Source organism: Enterococcus lactis (assembly GCF_015751045.1).
Taxonomy (GTDB): Bacteria; Bacillota; Bacilli; order Lactobacillales; family Enterococcaceae; genus Enterococcus_B; species Enterococcus_B lactis.
In genome coordinates, this window is sequence record NZ_BNJW01000016.1 from 37,616 (window position 1) to 57,470 (window position 19,855).

General features: G+C 37.4%; 16 protein-coding genes and 1 pseudogene. 3 read left to right on the forward strand and 14 right to left on the reverse strand.

The window, feature by feature from the left end:
• Positions 1-323: 323 nt before the first annotated feature.
• From KFO35_RS09455 to KFO35_RS09490, 8 genes are all read right to left on the reverse strand, one after another.
• On the reverse strand, positions 324-1,769 hold the full coding sequence (locus tag KFO35_RS09455; protein WP_002316115.1) for a response regulator transcription factor: 1,446 nt from the start codon (positions 1,767-1,769) through the stop codon (positions 324-326).
• Positions 1,770-1,771: 2 nt separating this feature from the next.
• Entirely contained in the window at positions 1,772-3,496 is a 1,725-nt protein-coding gene (locus KFO35_RS09460; RefSeq protein WP_002316114.1) for a sensor histidine kinase, read from the reverse strand.
• Positions 3,489-4,103, reverse strand: a complete 615-nt coding sequence (locus tag KFO35_RS09465; RefSeq protein ID WP_002316113.1) for a YesL family protein — start codon at positions 4,101-4,103, stop codon at positions 3,489-3,491. The genes KFO35_RS09460 and KFO35_RS09465 overlap by 8 nt, the downstream gene beginning before the upstream one ends.
• Positions 4,104-4,358: 255 nt before the next feature.
• Positions 4,359-5,819, reverse strand: a complete 1,461-nt coding sequence (locus KFO35_RS09470; protein WP_002316112.1) for an ABC transporter substrate-binding protein — start codon at positions 5,817-5,819, stop codon at positions 4,359-4,361.
• Positions 5,820-5,853: 34 nt separating this feature from the next.
• Positions 5,854-6,774, reverse strand: coding sequence for a carbohydrate ABC transporter permease (locus tag KFO35_RS09475; protein ID WP_002316111.1), 921 nt, complete (start codon positions 6,772-6,774; stop codon positions 5,854-5,856).
• Between the two features lie 11 nt (positions 6,775-6,785).
• Complete coding sequence (locus KFO35_RS09480) at positions 6,786-7,733, reverse strand: ABC transporter permease (protein ID WP_002316110.1); 948 nt, start codon at positions 7,731-7,733, stop codon at positions 6,786-6,788.
• Between the two features lie 721 nt (positions 7,734-8,454).
• Positions 8,455-9,174, reverse strand: a complete 720-nt coding sequence (locus KFO35_RS09485) for a pseudouridine synthase (protein ID WP_025477396.1) — start codon at positions 9,172-9,174, stop codon at positions 8,455-8,457.
• 48 nt (positions 9,175-9,222) lie between these two features.
• The gene (locus tag KFO35_RS09490; RefSeq protein WP_002316108.1) at positions 9,223-10,869 is read right to left on the reverse strand and encodes a putative polysaccharide biosynthesis protein; all 1,647 of its coding nucleotides are present in this window, start codon (positions 10,867-10,869) and stop codon (positions 9,223-9,225) included.
• Positions 10,870-11,047: 178 nt separating this feature from the next.
• Here KFO35_RS09490 and KFO35_RS09495 point away from each other — a divergent pair.
• The 3 genes and pseudogenes from KFO35_RS09495 to KFO35_RS09505 all read left to right on the forward strand — a co-directional run bounded on the left by KFO35_RS09495 (position 11,048) and on the right by KFO35_RS09505 (position 13,756).
• Positions 11,048-11,638, forward strand: a pseudogene (locus KFO35_RS09495) (YitT family protein).
• A gap of 91 nt (positions 11,639-11,729) precedes the next feature.
• Complete coding sequence (locus KFO35_RS09500; protein WP_025477395.1) at positions 11,730-13,235, forward strand: UDP-N-acetylmuramoyl-L-alanyl-D-glutamate--L-lysine ligase; 1,506 nt, start codon at positions 11,730-11,732, stop codon at positions 13,233-13,235.
• Between the two features lie 221 nt (positions 13,236-13,456).
• Positions 13,457-13,756, forward strand: a complete 300-nt coding sequence (locus KFO35_RS09505) for a hypothetical protein (protein WP_025477394.1) — start codon at positions 13,457-13,459, stop codon at positions 13,754-13,756.
• 218 nt (positions 13,757-13,974) lie between these two features.
• On the opposite strand, the gene celB is transcribed toward KFO35_RS09505, so the two are convergent.
• The 6 genes from celB to KFO35_RS09535 all read right to left on the reverse strand — a co-directional run bounded on the left by celB (position 13,975) and on the right by KFO35_RS09535 (position 19,812).
• Positions 13,975-15,330 (reverse strand): PTS cellobiose transporter subunit IIC, encoded by a 1,356-nt coding sequence (gene celB / locus KFO35_RS09510; protein ID WP_002310822.1) that lies wholly within the window; start codon positions 15,328-15,330, stop codon positions 13,975-13,977.
• Positions 15,330-15,848 (reverse strand): hypothetical protein, encoded by a 519-nt coding sequence (locus tag KFO35_RS09515; protein ID WP_167513749.1) that lies wholly within the window; start codon positions 15,846-15,848, stop codon positions 15,330-15,332. The genes celB and KFO35_RS09515 overlap by 1 nt, the downstream gene beginning before the upstream one ends.
• Positions 15,849-15,863: 15 nt before the next feature.
• A complete protein-coding gene (locus tag KFO35_RS09520) occupies positions 15,864-16,190 on the reverse strand; it encodes a PTS cellobiose transporter subunit IIA (RefSeq protein WP_002285954.1) in 327 nt (108 codons plus the stop codon).
• A 12-nt stretch (positions 16,191-16,202) separates the two neighbouring features.
• Entirely contained in the window at positions 16,203-18,182 is a 1,980-nt protein-coding gene (locus KFO35_RS09525; RefSeq protein WP_025477393.1) for a BglG family transcription antiterminator, read from the reverse strand.
• Positions 18,183-18,202: 20 nt separating this feature from the next.
• A complete protein-coding gene (locus KFO35_RS09530) occupies positions 18,203-18,517 on the reverse strand; it encodes a PTS cellobiose transporter subunit IIB (RefSeq protein ID WP_002292257.1) in 315 nt (104 codons plus the stop codon).
• Positions 18,518-18,741: 224 nt separating this feature from the next.
• A complete protein-coding gene (locus tag KFO35_RS09535; RefSeq protein ID WP_002316104.1) occupies positions 18,742-19,812 on the reverse strand; it encodes an FUSC family protein in 1,071 nt (356 codons plus the stop codon).
• Between the last annotated feature and the right edge of the window lie 43 nt (positions 19,813-19,855).

The window sequence follows — 19,855 nt, forward strand, 5'->3', positions numbered from 1 at the left end:
AAGCAAAAATAGCTCCTCCTATTTTTCGTTTGGTTGGGCTTATTACCGCAGATGCAAGCTTTTGAACACCGTTTATTGAGAGGTTGTGAAATCAGCGTTTTGACCTGAGTGTTAGAGAAACAAACGGCAAAATAGTTCCTCATATTTTGCCGTTTGTTGAGCTAATACTGAGGGTTAGCTGATTCAGTGGTTGTGAAAAAGCTGTCCTGCATCAAGTAATAAGTCCAGCCAAACAAAAATAGCTCCTCCTATTTTCGTTTGGTTGGGCTTATTACCGCAGATGCAAACTTTTGAATATCGATTCATTCCATACGCTTCTTTTTTTAGGATTCTCCTCTTTTTTCCCGATACTCCTTAGGGGATCTGCCGACAATCTTCTTGAATAATTTAGAGAAATACGTGGTATTGTTGTAGCCAATCTCACTTGCTATTTCATTGACGTTTTGATTACTGTGCAAAAGCAGCTGCTTTGCTTTTTCCATACGTAAATGGTTCAAATAAGCTGAAAAACTTTTTTTCGTTTCTTTTTTGAACAACTGCCCTAAATACATGACATTTAAATGCAAACTTTCTGACACTTCTTTGAGTGTAAGTGGTTCTTGATAGTGCTGATGCAGGATTTCAATTACTTTTTCTACATTGCCACTGTATTTTTTCTGTCTCTGGTGCTTTTGGACGAACGACAGAAGAAGCTGATGGAGTTCTTGCACCGTTTTTGCCTGATGAATTTTTTCGATTCCTTGTAAATATTCCTCATCTTCTAGATCAATCAATTCCCGTTGAATCTCCATAAACAGTAAAAAGCTGGAGTACCGGATGTCTTCCGGCATCATGGCTGCTAACTGAAATTGCTCGAAAAAATCAGTGATCATTTTTTGGGCATCATCTAATCGTTTATTTTGCAACACACGTCTGAAACTTGAAAAATCGATGGTTTGCTCTTTTATTGTTGCTTGTATTGCGTAAAAAACATGCTCGTCTTTATCTCCATAAAATTGATGTAATTGTAGATTGTCTTTCGCTTGTTGGAATGTTTCAGGGATCTTGTCCAATGAATCTGTCTCTTCCCCGATACTGATCAGCCATTCCTGATCAGGGACGTTTTCTTGGACAAAACAGCAGAATCCATCAACTTCATCTGCCTCCAACAACAGCGTAATCAATATACGGTCTCCATAATTTCTTTGATAATAAAAGATTTGCTGGTGTTCTTTCAACCATGTATTGATAAGAGGATCATGAATTCTTGATAATTGGATCAATACTATTCTATGCTGTTTCTCACTGATTTGTCCTATTATTTCTTCTTCACTTGCTTCATCTAACTCTTCATTCAACCATTGACTGAATAATAGTTCCTGATAGATTTCTTGCTGATTTTTTTGTTCATTTTGCTGGTCTAACCGTGTTTTGATTTTCTTGAGGCTTTCAATCAATTCGAACTTATTCACGGGTTTCATCAAATAATTCACCGCACCTAATTGCATGCCTCCTTTCAAATAATCAAATTCTTGGTACCCGGACAAAATCATAAATTCAAAATTATGATGTTCTTTTTGAGCTGCTTCAATAAATTCCAGTCCGTTTATTTCTGGCATCGTCACGTCCGTTACCACTAGATCAATCCGTTGTTGTTCAAGGACAGATAGTCCTTCTTTGGCATTCTCCGCTGTTGCTACTATTTGGAACCCTAAACCTTTCCAATCAATTATCTTTTTTAACCCATTCAAAATCATATATTCATCATCTACCAATAACACCTGGTACATGTTCACCCCTCCTTGAATGTAATAGAAACAGTCAGTCCACCTGTCTCATTATTCTCAAGCGACATGTAATAACTGCTGCCGAAGTTGGCACGTAAACGTTCATTCACGTTTTGCAGACCGATTGATTCGTGAAGTTCCACTTTGGGATGAGACAGTTTTTCTTCCACCTGTTTTAGCCGTTTTTCAGTCATCCCTCTTCCATTATCTTTGACGATGATCCTTACCCGCTTGTCTTCCTGTAAGACTTTGACACTTATGGCATTATCAAATCGAGTAAAATCAATACCATGTTTAAAATAATTTTCAACTAATGGTTGAATCACAAATTTAGGTACTTCAATCTTTTCCAAATCAGGATCGATCATAAAATGATAGGCCACTCGATTAGGATAACGCATTTGATATAAATAGACATATTTTTCGCAAAAGTCCAATTCTTCTTTCAAAGTGATCGTCTTCTCTTGATTTGTGTTGTTTCGGAGCAAGGCAGAAAAAGCATATACAACATCTGCTAATTCTTCGCTTCCTTCGCTGATTGCATACATTCGGATATATTCTAATGTATTGTATAAAAAATGCGGATTGATCTGTGCTTGAAGCGCCCGCATATGTGCATCTTGCTGTTTGATTTCTAGTTTGTAGATGTCTTCGACAAATTGATTGATGCTATCCAACATTTCGTTGATACCGATCGAAAGTTCCTTTAGTTCATATTCCGTTTTTGTTGTATCAATCCGTGTTTCTAAATTCCCTGCTGCTGTTTGCTCCATTGCCTGCATGACGACGGATATTTGCTGTGAATATCGTTTGAATGTTTTATAAAGAAAGATAAGCAATATACTGTCTAAAACAATGATACCGACAATCAGAGGGGCAAGGTTTTTCCCCGTTTCGGTTTTTACACTTTTTTTATCTAATACAGCTAATATTCGGTAATCATCCGACAGTTCTTGATGCTGAACAAAATTATTTTTTCTCAGATTAGCAATTGGCAATTGTGAATTTTTCTGAAGACTCTCTGAGATAATCGTTTCTTGTCTTCCAAATGTTTCTTTAGCTATTTTATTATCATGGAACGTATACAAGCGATTTGTCGTGCCAGAAATCATGTATAAAGAGAGTCCATTGAATGACGTTAGATTCTCTAAAATCGTATCTAGCTCTTTCTTTTGGAAACCGATAAAAATACTGCCTGACTCAGCTCCTCCTTGGGTGATAGGCAACTTGATATAAAAGGCATCTAGTAATTTCGGCGTTCCTGCTTTTACTTCTCCGCCTTTGTTTTCTCTAGAGGATTCATAGTACTCCGGTAGCTGATTCAACACGATATATATCGCACTTAGTTCTTCATAATTTATATAAAGATCTTTGATTTGATTTGGGAAAGAAACTAATTCGTCGGTACTGTTTTGCTGCTCATATACATACATCAAATACTGATCTATGGGTTTTGTTAAGTAGGTAGTGACATTTTCGATTTTTTCGGAATCACCTACAAGCTGGTTTTTAATGATCCTACTCAAAGTTGTTTTGTCATTCAGCATTCTGCTTGTACTTTGAACGGCATCACTTGTCATGTTTTCTGCCTGCTTTTGGTTTTGATCCCACGTATGGACACTAAAAATAACAGTAGCAGTCATCGTTACACCAATCATGATAACCGCATATTTCCGTAATAGCCGATTCAGTAAGGTTCCTTTTGAAAATAGAATACGGATCTTATTCATAACTTTCCAACTGTTTATCTAACTCTTCACGCCACTGTTTCGTCATCGTATCATTCCAAACCGTCAAAAGACCAATGACACCAAATAAAATCAATCCTTTGAATTGCCAAGTCACAGCTATAATTACACTGCTACCAATAATTATTTTTAGAAAAGACGAAAAGCTGGAAAAAACCGAAATAAAACTCATCTTTAGCAGATTAGGAACAGAGATCGTATATTCACTGTCTAAAATCATACTGTATTGATAAGTAGCAAATAGGCAAAATAAGGCAAAAAGCAAAATAAAATCAATAGCTAAAAAAATGAGCCCTTTGATTTGAACAGATAGATATAGATTGTAGCTCAATAAAGCAGTACTAGATAAAAATAAACTAAATAGCAGATTTCCTCTTAAAAAATTTCTTTTATATATATTCCAGCCTCTTTTTAACGTGATTTCTTTATACTCGAATCCATATAAATAAAATAACTCATTGACTGTTTTCCATGCCGTACCTAATCCAAAGATGATTCCGCCGACAAACGTGTATATCCAGAAATATAAGGTTAGTTTTATAACGACCCAGATCCGGATAAACAACTCTTCCAAAACCTTCCCTAACATATCTTCTCCTCCAAACATTAAGTTTATACTTTCTCATTATACAAAAAAAGGTTGGGCAATCAGCACCATGGCCTGAGTATTAAAGGTTGTAAAAGAGCTGCCCTGCATCAAGTAATAAGAACAGCCGAACAAAAATAGCTCTCTACGTTTTTCGTTCGGTTGGGCTGATTGCCGCAGATACAAGGTTTTGAACACCATTCATTCGGAACAAGAGGTTGCGACACGTTTTTGTCACAACCTCTTTGTCTTTATTCATTATTGTTCTTGTCGAAACTCGTCATATTGTTTTTGCATTTCTTTCAATACCTTGTCATAACCAGCTTTATCTAAAGCTTCTTTTAATTTCGGCAATGTTTCATCTGGATCAACAGTTCCTGTATTCAATCCATCCAAATACTGGTTCATGACATTTGAAATATTACTTAATTCTGTTTTTACATTGTCCGTGTTGAAGCTGAATCCTAAAATCGGTGAAGTTTCTGCTTCAGCAATCGATTGGTCGCGTTTGGCAATCATGTCATCCGTAATGGACTCTTGTGTATATAGAATCTTATTGTTTCCTGTATTCCAAGCAGACATATGTGTGTTTGGCTGATAACCATCTAGCAATTTGATTTTATCCTCTGAACCATCGACTTTTTCCCATGCTTCTCCTTCGATTCCCCAAACAAGTCCATTCAATAATTCTGGATCACTGTTAAGTAGGCCTAGAAGTACTACTGATTTTTCTTTATTTTTTGAAGTATTGGATACGACAAAATTTGCCATTTGTGCTTGAGCTGTAGATTTCAATGGAACAGTAATTGCTTTTGAAACTAGTTCTTGTTTTGCTGCATTTGTCAAAATCGTATCGCCATAATCATAGGGGCCTTGTGTTTCTCCACGCATCAGCCAAGTATTTCCTTCTAGTGGATAGTCCTTATTGCTCGTTGCAGCGTCACTTGGAATGAGTCCTTGTTTGTACCAGCTATGCATCGTACGCAACAGTCCGATATACGTTTCATTGTCGTATTGGTTGATGATTTTTGAATCATCTCCATCCAGATCAATAGCAAATGGTAAAGTGTTCCCTAAAGGATAGTCAAAGTTTCCTTGGACTTTGAATCCTTGTCCAATGGCAAAAGCGGCCGTGTTTGGTTCTTTTTCATGGAATTCCTTCAAAACTTTTTCTGCATCAGCGTAAGATTGGATTCCATCAATTGAAAGATCATATTTATCTAGTAAAGCTTTGTTAAAAGTAAGTACTTGTTGAGCAAAGACATTTCCATTTACTGGAAAGGCATATAATTTTCCATTCACCAAATCTCCTTTGATATAAGCTTCATCTAAATCATTATACGCTTTTTCAGCATACTTAGGCGCTAATTCAGTCAAATCAGCAAAGGCTCCTTTTTGAGCATTGGAAACATAGTTGTTCGCAAAGGCGATATCGTAATTTTCTCCGGAAGAAATGATGACGTTCATTTTCTTTTCGTAATCGCCCCAACCAATGTAATTGATATTGACTTTTGCACCAATCTCTTTTTCGATTCGTTTGTTTGCCACTTCCATCAATTGATCGAAATTATCCGGTTTATCACCGATTTGATACATCTGCAAAGTGTCCGAATCACTAGCTTCTGCTTGCTCTTTAGAACCAGAACCTCCGCATGCCGCTAATGTACCTACCAATAATGCTGAAACACCTGTAAAGGCTAGTTTCTTCCATAACTTCATTTTTCTTCCTCCTAGTTTTATGATTTATATTTTTTTATTCTTTTACTCCACCGATCGTTAGACCTTTGACAAAATGTTTCTGGAAAAATGGATAGCTGATCGCAATAGGCAACGTAGAGATAACTACGATCGCCATTCTGGCGGATTCTCCTGGAACTGAAGCTAGCCCACCTGTCAATTGGCTTCCTGCTCCTGAATTTTGCGTCAGATATTGAATATTACTTTGGATTTTCATCAAAAGATACTGTAGTGGAACTAGCTTATCATCTTGAATGTATAGTAAAGCATTGAACCAGTCATTCCAGTAGCCCAATGCGGCAAATAAGCTGATTGTCGCGATACCAGGAACAGCTAACGGTAAAACGATTTGAACGAATATTCGAAGTTCGCTAGCTCCGTCGATCCGCGCCGATTCAATAATCGAATCAGAGACCGAACGTTTAAAGAATGTGCGCATCACAATAATATTGAAGGGGCTAACAGCCATTGGCAAGATCAATGCCCAAATCGTATCTTTTAACTGGAGAAGATTTGTCATAACAAGATAATTGGCTACCATTCCTGGTGAGAACAACATCGTAATCAAACAAAAAACGGTAAAAAAACGACGGAATGGAAAGTTTGACCGCGAAATCGCATAAGCATATAAAGAAGTAGCCGTGCTATTGATCAGGGTACCTAAAACAGTAACAAGTACAGTTACGAAAAGCGCTTGCAAAATTTTATCCTGCATCTGGTCGAACAAATACGTATAACCAAATAGACTGAATTTTTCTGGCCAAAAACTGTACCCGTGCGTCGACAATATGGACTCATCGGTAACAGAGATGGCAATAACAAATATGAATGGCAAAACACAGGAAATAGCAAAGAGTGCAATCATTATATTAGAGAAAAAATTGGTCGTCTTATTGAAAGAACGGACTTGGACTCTCTCCACTTTCTTTTTTTTCATTTTTTTCCTCCTTAGAATAATGCAGAATCGCTATCAAAACGACGGACGACCGTATTTGTGATCATCAATAAGACAAAACCGACAACTGATTGATAAAGGCCTGCAGCAGCCGTCATACCAAAATCTCCTGTGGATGTCAGCCCATTGTAGATATACGTATCCAAAACTTGAGTCACATCGTACAATGCACCGGAATTCCTAGGAATGTTATAAAACAGGCCAAAATCAGCTCGAAAAATGTTTCCTACGGCTAAAATCGTTAAAATCGTCATCAATGGAATCAGTTGTGGTATCGTCACATGTTTGATTTGCTGCCATTTGCTAGCTCCATCAACCATAGCAGCTTCATAATAAGTCGGATCGATTCCCATAACAGATGCAAAGTAAATGATGCTGTTATAACCAATCCCTTTCCATGTACCGATGAATACTAAGATAAATGGCCAATATTTCGGTTCATTATACCAATTGACAGCTTCTCCTCCGTGTCCAGTAATCCACTGGTTGAATATTCCTTTGTCGGGACTTAAAAAGGCGTAAACGAAGTAACTGATAATGACCCAAGATAGAAAATAAGGGAGCAACGACATCGTTTGATAAACTTTAACAAGTCGTTTATTTCTCAACTCGCTCATAATGACTGCAAATACGACTGAAATGAGCAGATTTAAAAGGATAAATGTCACATTATATAAAATTGTATTTTTAGTGATGAGAAATGCTTGGTCCGAAGAAAATAAAAATTTGAAATTTTCCCAACCCACCCAAGGACTTTCCCTCAGGCTAGCCAAGAACCCATCTGCTGAAATATGAAAATTTTTGAATGCTACGACATTCGCCATTACAGGTATGTAAAAGAAAAAAATCATCCAAAGCATACCCGGTACAGCCATCAGGACAAGTGCTTTATAACGCCATAGATTCATAAAAAAATGATTGAACCCCTTTCGTTTTTTCATCTAAAAACCCCTTTCGATTCATTCGCAACGTTATTATAGCGCTTTCAATAATGAGAATAAATAAACAAAGTATAGGGAAAATGAAACAAAGTATAGGAGGGGTTGTGAAATCAGCGTTTTGTCCTGAGTATTAGAGAAAAAAACGGAAAAATAGTTTCTCATATTTTGCCGTTTTTTGAGCTAATACCGAGGGTCAGCTGATTGAACACCGTTTATCAGAGATTGTGAAAAAGCTGCCTTGCATCAAGCAATAAGAACAGCCAAACCAAAATAGCTCCTCATATTTTTCGTTTGGTTGGGCTTATTGCCGAAGATGCAAGTTTTTGAACACCGTTTACCAAGAGGTCGTGAGCCTGCCGTTTAACTCTGAGTCACAAGGAGTAATTTCAAAAAATAGCTCCTTATATTTTATGAATATTATAACTTGTGACCGAAGAGTTGGCAGGAGAACACCGTTTATCAGAGGTTGTGAAATCAGCGTTTTGTCCTGAGTATTAGACAGATCGTGACCTTGCTATCTAACTCCGAGTCACAACGAGCAATGGGGACTGTGACAAAAGTCTTGTCACAGTCCCTTATTCCGAACAAACGGTGTTCCAGAAGTAGCTTCTACGGAAATAAGCCGAAATTTCACAAAAAAGCCATCCAAAGTCAGACGGATAAGTCTGCTTTTCAGATGTCGCTACAACTACGCTACTTATTCTTTTAGCTGTCCATTCAATTATTTTTCTCTCACTTGTTCTAGCTCTTCTTTGGTCATGGGGCGATACTGCCCTCTATTCAAATCTTTAGGAAGACAAAAATTCCCCATACGGATTCTTTTTAAATATAAGACTTCTTTTCCTACTGCTTTGACCATTCGCTTGACTTGGTGAAACTTCCCTTCATGCAAAATCAGACGGATAATTGAAGTTTCTGACTCTTGATCTACTTGATCAATTTGGAGTTTTGCCGGCAATGTCTGCTCATCGCCATCAATAATCAGTCCTTCTGCAAATAAACGGATATCTTCTTCTGTCATTATACCGCTAACCTCAGCTAGATATTCTTTCTCCACGTGTTTTTTTGGTGATAATAACTGATGGGCAAATACCCCATCATTCGTTAAAATCAGGAGGCCTTCCGTGTCTTTATCCAATCGGCCAACTGGAAAAAGATCTTCCCGATAATCTTGATCTTCCAACAAATCGATTACGGTTTGATCATGATTATCCTGAGTAGCAGAAATGACTCCTGCAGGTTTATGCAAAATATAATAAAAATCTTTTTGATACGCAATGATTTCTCCTAAATAAGTAACCGTATCTTCAAACTCGTTTACTTGCGCTTTATCGCTTTTGACCACTTGTCCATTGACTTCAATCGTTCCTTTTTTGATCAATCCTTTGACTTCTTTGCGGCTACCAAGTCCCATATCTGCTAAAAATTTATCTAAACGCATGCGTTTCCCCCATTTCAAAAGAGCATTGATTCTGCTCTTCCCATTCACTTATTTTATTTTTAATTTGTGTCGTAAACGCGCTATTCCTGGTCCTAGTAGTCTTTCTGCCAAACGGATTTTCAAAGCTAAATAACCGTACACCAATGCCCCTATACCTGCTACTGCAAGAATCAATAATAGAGACTGGAATTTGCTATCTTCATTTAAGAAAGTCCCAAAAATCATCTTTGTGATCCACGAAGCAAAAAGCATAATCAAGGTAAGAATAAAGATCAGTAATGTCCTACGCCAGACAAAACTTGGTTTAAAGCGAGCTACTTCATGGATCCTCTTTAAGATCAAGGTACAAGACACAGCAAACCCGAGCATTGTCGCTAATAAAGGGCCATACACTTCAAATAAACGAATGGCTGGATATTGAAGAAGTAGTTTCACCAGAAACCCAACAACCAAATAACTGATTGCCGCCCTGTTTTCAAACATTCCTTGCAGCATGTTGGAAACTAGCATATATAACCCTAAGAAGAGTCCTACAAAACTTGCTTGGATCAGTACATTGCTTCCTAGAGAATCTGGTGTATAAAATAATGTGTTTAGCGGATAGGCAAGTAACATGACACCAAATGTCGCTGGAAACATAAAAAATGAAAACAGTTGTAAATTTCCGCTCGTCAATTTTGCCAGTCCTACTCGATCTTTCAACGTAACAGCTTCTGTAATCAACGGTAACCCGGTAGACGCGATCGATGTTGCCAATGCGATAACTACCATTGTCAATTTATCTGGATTGGCACTAAAAATCGAAAAAAGATCTAGCAACTGTGCATTGGAATATTCAGTGGATGCAGACATGACCTTCATAAAAGTGAATTGATCGACTAATTTGAAGATTGTTACCCCTGAACCAACGATAATAAACGGTATTGCTTCTTTAATGGTATCTAACAACAATTCCTTCGTTGCAATATTTACTTTGTTTTCGCTGTAGTGGATAAATGCAGATGTATACGCTTGATGTTTCTTCAAAAAATACAAAAGGACAAGGATACTTGCTAGCATACCGATAAATGCCGCGAAAGTTGATTGCGTGACCGCCGTCACATAATCGCCATTCATGACTTTCATGATGATAAATGTAGCCAACAGCATATAAAAAATACGTGCCACTTGTTCAACGATCTGCGACAGCGCATAAGGCATCATCTCTTGGTTCCCTTGAAAATACCCTCGTATCACACTCATACAAGGAAAAACCAATACAGCGATACTCAAAGAGCGCATCGTTGGAATCAGTTCTTCTCCGCCACCAGAAGCATGAGCTAGCCAAGGAGAGGCGATGTACATGAACAAAGCGAATAACAGACCTAACCCGCCCATCATCTGTAATGCCCGGATGAATAATCGTCGTGAAGTGCCATATTCATTCAACGAATTATATCGCGCGGTTTGTTTTGCGATCGCCGCGGGTATTCCTGCTGTAGAGATCAGTAGAAACAATGCATATATATTGTACCCCATATTGAATAATCCATTGGCAGCCTTAGCATTTTCGCCCATCCAAGCATACCAAGGAATGATATAGACAGCTCCTAGCAACCTTGAAATGATATTACTGGCGGTCATCCAAGCAGAGCCTCGTGCCATTTTTTCTTGCGGTGATAATTGATCTAATGCTGGTTTTCTTTGATTATCCATCGGTCAGATTCCAACTTTCTACAAAACATTACTATCATTTTAATTGGTAAAACAGAAACTGGCAATCGATTTTATATAACTTTTATAAGAACGATTGTTTTTTTGAATTCGGTTTCGTTTTTTTGGTAAAGTAAAGAAATATACAGCCTTTTATGGCTAACATTTATAGGAGATATCAATGACACAAGAAATAAAAAAACTACCCGTTATATTTTTAGGTCTTTTCTTTATCACAGTTGGATTGAATTGGTTCTTGCTCCCTCATGATATAGCTTCCGCCGGAGTGGGCGCAATCGGACATTTAGTTGAAACGGCCTTTTCTATCCAACGCTCAGTTACTGTTTGGAGCATCAATCTTATGATGCTGCTTCTAGCCGCTGTTCTATTAGGAAAATCAATATTTTTTAAAACTGTAGCGGGAAGTCTGCTTTTTCCTGTTGTTTTAGAAATCGTTCCAAAAGTGGAAATGCTCTCCTCTCATTTCTTCTCACTGATTTCAGGAAGTCTTTTGTTCAGTCTTGGCGTTTACACATTGTAAACCGTCGGAGCCTCAAATGGCGGGATAACGATACCGCCAATTATTTTTCACAAATTTTTTCGGCTTCCAATGCCGCAAGGACTGTTACTTACGAATAGCCTTATCATCTTTTTGAATTATTATGTATTTGGATGGTTGGAGACACTGTTCGTTCTCCTATCTATTACAGTCAGTTCATTGTTTATGAAAATACTCATCCGCTTGTCCCCTGTGTCAAGAAAATTTGAATAAAGCTGGATTTTGTCACAGCGGAATCAAACGATATATTGAAAAGAGTGTGCTATAATAAATCAAGAAATTGAATGAAGCGAGGGATCAATCAATGAGCTTCTCTTTAGAAGACATCCGTCATTTACTATTAAAAGAACATCTATTAAAAGAATTTGTTTCAATAAAAGGCTGGCATCTTGATGTACCAGAAAAAGCTGAATTTCTTCAGTTAAGTTATGATTCAAGAAAAGCTGATGCTTCTACTCTGTTTTTCTGTAAAGGAATGAATTTCAAAGAAGAATATTTGGATTCAGCGATCGAACAAGGTATCCAATATTATGTATCAGAGCAGCCATATGAAAATTCAGCAGTAGGCATCATTGTGACGGATATCCGTAAAGCAATGGCACTTCTTGCTATGGCCTTTTACGACTATCCACAAAATAAATTGAAAGTGATTGGATTCACTGGAACAAAAGGTAAAACAACTGCTGCGTATTTTACTAAAGCAATCTTGGATCACACAACGAATAAAAAAACTGCATTGCTTTCTACGATGAATACAACGCTAGATGGCAAAACGTATTTCAAATCCCATTTAACGACGCCTGAGTCATTAGATTTATATCGTATGATGGCAGAAGCAGTTGAAAATGGTATGACTCATCTAGTGATGGAAGTTTCTTCCCAAGCTTACAAAACACAACGTGTGTACGGGTTGACTTTAGATGTAGGAATCTTCTTGAATATCTCGCCTGACCATATCAGTCCGATCGAACATCCGACATTTGATGACTATTTCTATTGCAAGCGTCAATTGATCTTAAACTCAAAAACAGTTGTTTTGAATCACGAAAGTGACTATTTTGATTTGCTTAAAGAAACCGCCGATCTATTCCAGATCCCAACGATCACTTATGGTCGTTCGGAAAAAAGCAATTATCAAGTGATCCATTCAGACAAAGGTACCCACGGGTTTACTTTATCTTCTCGTCAAGATCACTTAGCTATCTGCGATACCGCTTATGATATTTTGCTGGCCGGAGGATTCAATCAAGAAAATGCAGCCAGTGCGATCATTGCCGCAGCACTAACAGGTGCCTCCAGTCAAGATGCACAAGCCGGATTAAAAGAAGCTCGTGTACCAGGCCGAATGGATCAATTGATCCAATCAAATGGGGCGCATGTCTATGTGGACTACGCACATAATTATCTAAGTTTGAAAACATTGCTGGAATTTGCCAAAAATGAACATCCAGACGGTCGTGTAATTGTTGTATTAGGCAGCCCAGGGAACAAAGCAATCTCCCGTCGACATGATTTTGGAAAAGTGCTATCAGAAACAGCTGACGTCGCCTTTTTAACGGCAGATGACCCGGCATTTGAAGATCCGCAAAAAATCGCGGAAGAAATCAATGAAGCAATTACTAATCCAGAATTGATCGTTCATTATGAAATGGACCGTCCTGAAGCGATTCGGCGTGCTTTAGCAGAAAGTACTTCGCAAGATTCAGTCGTCATTGCGGGAAAAGGGGTTGATCCCTATCAAAAAATCAATGGTGTAGATGAACCTTATGAAGGGGATTATGCAATCGTGAAGCGGTTGATTGAAGAGTAATGTTATTTATATTCTAGTAGACGGGACGCCATGAAAAGAAAACTTTTCATAGCGTCCCGTCTATGGAATTATCAAGAAAAGTTGCCGGAACTACAATAATTTTTATTGTTTCTTTATCACGCCTCTTAAAGATAGCGCTTTAATTCTTTTGATTATTGGCTCTTCTATCGTTGCTTTTAGTTTATTATTCCTGTCTTTTCAATAATATAAAGGTGGTTATTATGAAAAAAATTTTCAACTTAGCAAACAGTATCTTTTTTCTTTCTCTTTTTTCTGTCATTTTTCTAACTTTGGATTTGCAAAGCGGCAAAATGGGGGATGTTATTTTTAGAAATCTACATTTGCCAGTTGATGCATCGATTGTTGGATGGTTACTGCTACTTTTTTCTTACTTGATGAGTCGGAAGCATCAGACTAAGTTTTTCGCGCGCTTAGGCGGAAGGGTTGCTCTATTTTTTCTAGTCGTTTATCTGATATTCACATGTCTAGGTTTGCTTCAGTCGCTCGGTATTCTGCCTTGATACTTAGTTCGAATCATATTGACTATAATAAATAGAGGCTGGGACAGAAGTGTTTAACTCCAAGAAATAAGAAGGAATTCACGAAAATTGCTTTTTAAATTTTTGTGAATTTCAGCTTATTTCCGAAGGAGTTGCTTCTGCTTCCGCCGTTTATACGTGTTTAGAGCGTGAGACAAAAGTGTTCTTTACTTTTGTCCCACGCTCTATTTTCTTAGAAATCAGTTAGCTGACTTTTCACTAGCTAATTCTGCTGCCTTTTCTCTTTCTTCATTCAATAATTTATTATCATAGAATTTAATAAATGGGAACCAGATAATGAATGCGATGATTGCACAAAAGACAGCTAGCACAGCCGCTTTCCAATCACCCCCACTGCCGACAAATGCGCCAATCCCAACTGGCGAAGGCCACGGCATCTGTGCAAGCATCGGTTTAACGATTTCCAGCCGAATGGCAAAATAAGCGAGTGTAGCAGAAGCCATCGGTGCTAAGAAAAACGGAACCGCTAAATAGGGATTGTAGACGATTGGCATCCCGAAAATAATTGGTTCGTTGATATTGAATAGTCCTGGTACAAGAGAGGCTTTTCCTAACACTTTCAGCTGATCCGATTTCGCGAGGAATGCAATAAAGATGATCAATCCTAAGGTCGCGCCTGATCCACCAACGGTTACATAAGAATTGTTGAATTCTCCTGCCAACGGATAATTTGCGCCTTGTGCGTTAGCTGCCATATTAGCTAATACGATTGGGGTCAAGAAAGAAGTGATGATATTCGCTCCATGGATACCTACGATCCACAATGCATGGATCAAGAAATAAATCACCATGACACCAAGCCACGTATTCGTCAGCTGCGTAACAAACCCAAATGGGATAGCAATCATTTTGAAGATATCCGTTCCTAGTGCAACTAATAATCCATTGATGATCATCACCACAAACGCAATGACAAATGTTGGGATCAGAGCGGTGAAAGAACGAGAAACTCCTGGCGGAACAACATCTGGCATTTTTATGACCCAATTTCTCTTGACACACATACAATACAATTCGACCGCAATAATCGACATAATAATAGCTGTAAAGATTCCTGAAGTTCCTAAACGTTCGACAAAAGAGCCCATCCGTATCCCATTTACTACAGTTTCTGTCTCATTGATAGAAGCAATCAAGCTGATTTTACCATCGGTCATGATCAACTCAGGGATACACATAAAGAATGCAAAAACAGATAGTAATGCCCCCGTGAGCGGATTAACATTCAACTTTTGTTCATCTCGTTCAATTGACGTTAATTCATAAGCAAACACAATGGCAAAGTAAATAGATAAAATACCCATCGTCATTGTATTGACGATCATGTACAAGTCACTAACTTTGAAAAAAGTTGCATTAAAAAATCCTTCTAAAAATGGGAACGGTAATGGCAAAATATTCAAAACCAAAAACATCGAACCTACGATCGTGAAAGGAATAGAAGCCATCCCCGCTGCCATAACAGCCCGAACGATTTTAAGTTGCGCAATTTTCCCCATAGGTCCCATCAGGTATTTCTGCAAAAAATCAAACATTAATTATTCTCCTTTCCTAAATACAACGCTTTTTCATATTGTTTTATACGGATATACTGCTGATCTTGATTGAGCGAAATTTTCTTTAAACGATACTGGATAAATGCACTGACAAAAATACCGCTTACAATAAGAATGAAAACAAATAGCTGTCCTCTATTGTTAATTGCCATAAAAGGATACAAGAGTGTAAATCCTGAGGTGAACAACACTGGAATCAATAATATATTGCAGACACCCTGAAACAAAAAATACCGCTTTATCCATGGAACATTCGTTTGGTGCTTTCGATAAAGCTTTACTTGTTCTCCTACTGCAGGCAAAATAGCTAAAAGTAGAACCATTGGTAAACTGCTTCCTAAACTTTTAGCTGATAGAAGCAGAATCATCCATTGCATGTTCATGAAAAAGAAAAAGGCAGTCAGATAGCGTACGAACAGATAACGATTGAAATACATGTTTTTCAAACTAAGTTGCTTTTTTTCTAATTCGATTTTCCTTTTTACTGTATCCTGCACAATAAATCTTCCTTTCTATTTATTTTTTTGATACAAATAATTCATTTCCTGTGCAACTTCCAATAATGTCATCGTCGTCATCAGATGATCTTGTGCATGGACCATGATAATTTCCATTTCTATTTTTGTCCCACTAGCATATTCTTTCAGAAGTTGAGTTTGTGATTGATGCGCATGAAGAATCTCTTCATTTGCTTGTCGCAACTTCTCTTCTACTTCTTCAAACATCTCCTTACGCATCGAGCGAAATGCTTCATGTATCAGTGTTCGTGCATTTCCGCTATGAAAAATGATATCAAAAGACGTCACTTGTAGCGTTTCACTGTTTATTTTTTCAGCCATCTGTTTTCCTCCTTATTCGATCAGTTTGATAAATTTACTGCTGAAATTCTCAAAAATAGGTTCAGCTAAGATTTCCTGTTGCACGTTTAGCTGGTCAACTAACCTAACGATTGCTTTGGTCACGACCGTAATTCCTTCATTTTCGATATAAGAAGGCGAAACTAGAAAAACAAAATGGATTCCTTGATACTGATTCCATTGCATCCCTGAAGGAATCAAAGCAACGGCTATCTTTGTTTCGATTCCAACTGGAACAGCGGGATGTGGGACTGCCACTGTATCACTGAATATGATTTGTCCCATACTTTCACGTTGCTGGATCTGCTTTCGCATTTCTCTTATATATCCTTCTTCTTCATTTATGCTCAGCTTTTGCAACAAATCATGAAGAACTTCTTCTTTTTTCGGTTCGTACGTATAAGTCTTGAAAAACTTTTCAGACAGCTGTCCGGTGTAAATCTGTTTTTTTTGCTGTAGAGAAAATACTGGTATCGGTTGATCTGAGGAATGATAAGGTATAGATTCACCAATTACCTTTCTTATTTTATGAACATCATCTTCATTCAAAAAAATACTGACATGTAAAACTGGAATTTTAAAAAACATTGTCGAAAGATCAATAGAAGAAATAATCAAGTCGATTCCTTTTAAAGTTGTTTCATTGATCTCATAATAGCCTTTTACATTTACCACTGTAATATTTTTTCCAAATTCACTGACTACACGATTCTTTAATAATTGGGCACTGCCATAACCTGTTGCGCAGATGATTAACGCATGCAATTTATGCGTAGCTCTTTCTTTTTCCAATGCCGCCATGAGATGCAAAGCCAAATAGGCCCATTCATCTTCATTGATGGTATAGTTTTTCAAAGCCGGCATGTTGCTGAAATGCGTTTTTACTGCTTCAAAAACTTTGGGATTTTCTTCCTTTATCTCTTCAGTCAGAGGGTTCTCAATGCGAATGCCTCGGCTCAATCGAATCATCATTGGTGACAAATGATCGAGTAGACCATTGAAAAGCTGGTGATCCTCTATTAATGAAAAACGAAATTCCTGAGACAATCGTTTCAAAACTTTCGCTACTTCCCTTGATAGTTCCTGATCATTTTTATTTTCTCTATGATTTGACTTAGCCATAAGGTGTAAAGTCAAATAAGCAATTTCTTCTTGGGGAAACGATACATCTGCGATTACCTCAATACGTTGAACAATGCGTTGCGCCACTTGATACTCTACTCGATCAGAAACTTCTTGTTCGATACCTAGTTCCTTGATTTCAAACCCTTCTCGTAGACGTTTGATTCCCAAAGCCAAGTGTAAGGACAAATTCTGTATGATAAAATCAGAAACTTTTAACTTAGCTTCTCTTGTTTCATCGAGAATGATGATTACTAGCTCTTCAAAACTGATGTCTGTGAAAAAGCGACTTTGTCCTAAATATTCTTTCAATGAATTCCCATAATGGTTCCCGAAAAAAGTATCCATGATAAAATGCCGTCGATTTCTTTCTTCCCCTTCGATCCATATCCCTTGACCATGCTTAGAAACAATTTTTAGTGAATAAGAAATCAACCGCTCTTTGATTTCTTGCATGTCCTTTGTCAAACTAGAACGACTGATATAAAGCTCTTCTGCCAAATCATCCATAAAAAGAATGGCATCTTCCAAAAGCAGTTGGTTCAATATATACTTTTGTCGGTCTTCCGACTCATAAAATCCTTGAGGCTCTCTAGCATATCCCGGTACTATTTCTTGCCGACTCAAAAACAGATCAAATGTCAGTCTTTGTAAAATATGCAGTTGGTAACCATAACCTGGTTTAGCAATGATCTTACCTCCGTTTTCTTCTACTAACTCTTTGATCCGCTGCAAGTAATTACGGATTGTCCGATCAGATAATAACAATTCAGAAGCTAAACGTTGACTGGTGACATACTCCTTCCTGTGATCAATCAAATATCTCAACAGCAATTTTTCCTTCTGTTTCATTATCATCCACTCCTATTCCATCATATGTTCTCTTCGATCACCTCTGCTAACTTCTGGATGCCTGTAGGGATTGGGACATACGCTTGGAAAGGGATACTAACAACAGGCTTTCCAACAGATTCTCCTAATTTTTTGAATTTATCCAAAAACATCGTCGTTTGCGGGCTGATCAGAAATAAATCAAAATCACTATTCTTAATCATATTATCGCCTTCTGTAGCTGAAACTGCATCTACGAGTATCTCTTCTCCTTTTTGCTTAAAGAAATCCGTTGTCTTTGAGGCCATCATCGATGATGACATTCCTGCTGCACAAATAATCAATGCTTTTTTCATAAATCAATCACTCCTTTTATTTTTATAAACCAAGCATAACTTGTAAGCGTTTTCTATTCAAAATATATATTTCCGTAGCATTACGGAAAAAATGTGTATCATCTCTTGAATAATGAACGTAGAGCATTTCACTGATTTACCGTAAAAAAGATACACATGGAGTGATAGCAATTTTTCATCCATGTGTATCTTCACTTTTTCCTTATTTTTTTATTCGATCTCATCTAATGATTCAAACCGTGTTTTTCTCTTATTTTGCGGATAAGTATCTCAGTCACCCCAATATACATGATTCCTAAACATACCCCAAGGATATTCTCAAAAATGCGGATCGTTACTGCTCCTGGAACACCAAATAAGCTTGCAGCGATTGTCAAAGCACCAAAGCAATTAAAAATTGTTTTATATCTATAGGTAGAACAAATACCTAAAGCTAGTCCACCCAATATACCGACCCACACAAACGGAATAAATTGGCTGATACCAATAAATAAAGCACATCCGATCAATGAGCCGATAATTCTGTCTACTGCTCGTTCTTTAAAACCAATCGACATCAATCCATAGCTAGATACAATAGAAGAAAATGCAAACCCTGCCCACATCAATCGTTGAAAAGGGACATATTCTCCTGCGACAATCAAAAGACTGATACCAAACGCATAGCTGAGCATCCAAATTTTTTGTTGCGAATAAATATCTTTCAAAAAATTCTTTCTGAATAAGCTTTTGCCTCTGTTCTTTTCTCGATGTTTTCTATAAAGGATAACTGAAAACCAACAAAAAAATAAAAACAATAAGCTACCTGTTTGTGTAAAGAAATCCTTGTTCAACAAATCTTTAGGTAACGAATAAACAATAAAAAGATAAGAAAAACCGTACAAAGAAGCATTTCCCATTTTAGGGTCACTAGCAGTTGCCAGTAATATGCTACTTAGTAAAATAAAATGAATCAACACGCCCATACCTGACCATTTGATCAGTTGGACATAAGGCGCTGTTAATAGTGAGAGCATAACGATGGCTAAACTAATGATCGAATGAGAAATCTTATAACCAAAATCAACAAAACGAATACTCATCAACATACAGAATAAAACCACAGCGTATGGTTTATGCGTCGATTCAAACAATGTTGTAATGAAAATAATAAAACAAATGGCAAATAATACGATAAATAATGATCGTAAAAACAATGAACAAATATACATGCGCTTTTCTTTTCTAGAAGTTGCTTCTCGTATTTTTTGTTTTAAAATAAACGGATCTAGTTGCAGAGACTGATAAAAACCCACCTGTTGTCGTCCTTTCTTTTACTTTTATTTCTATATTTTTCAC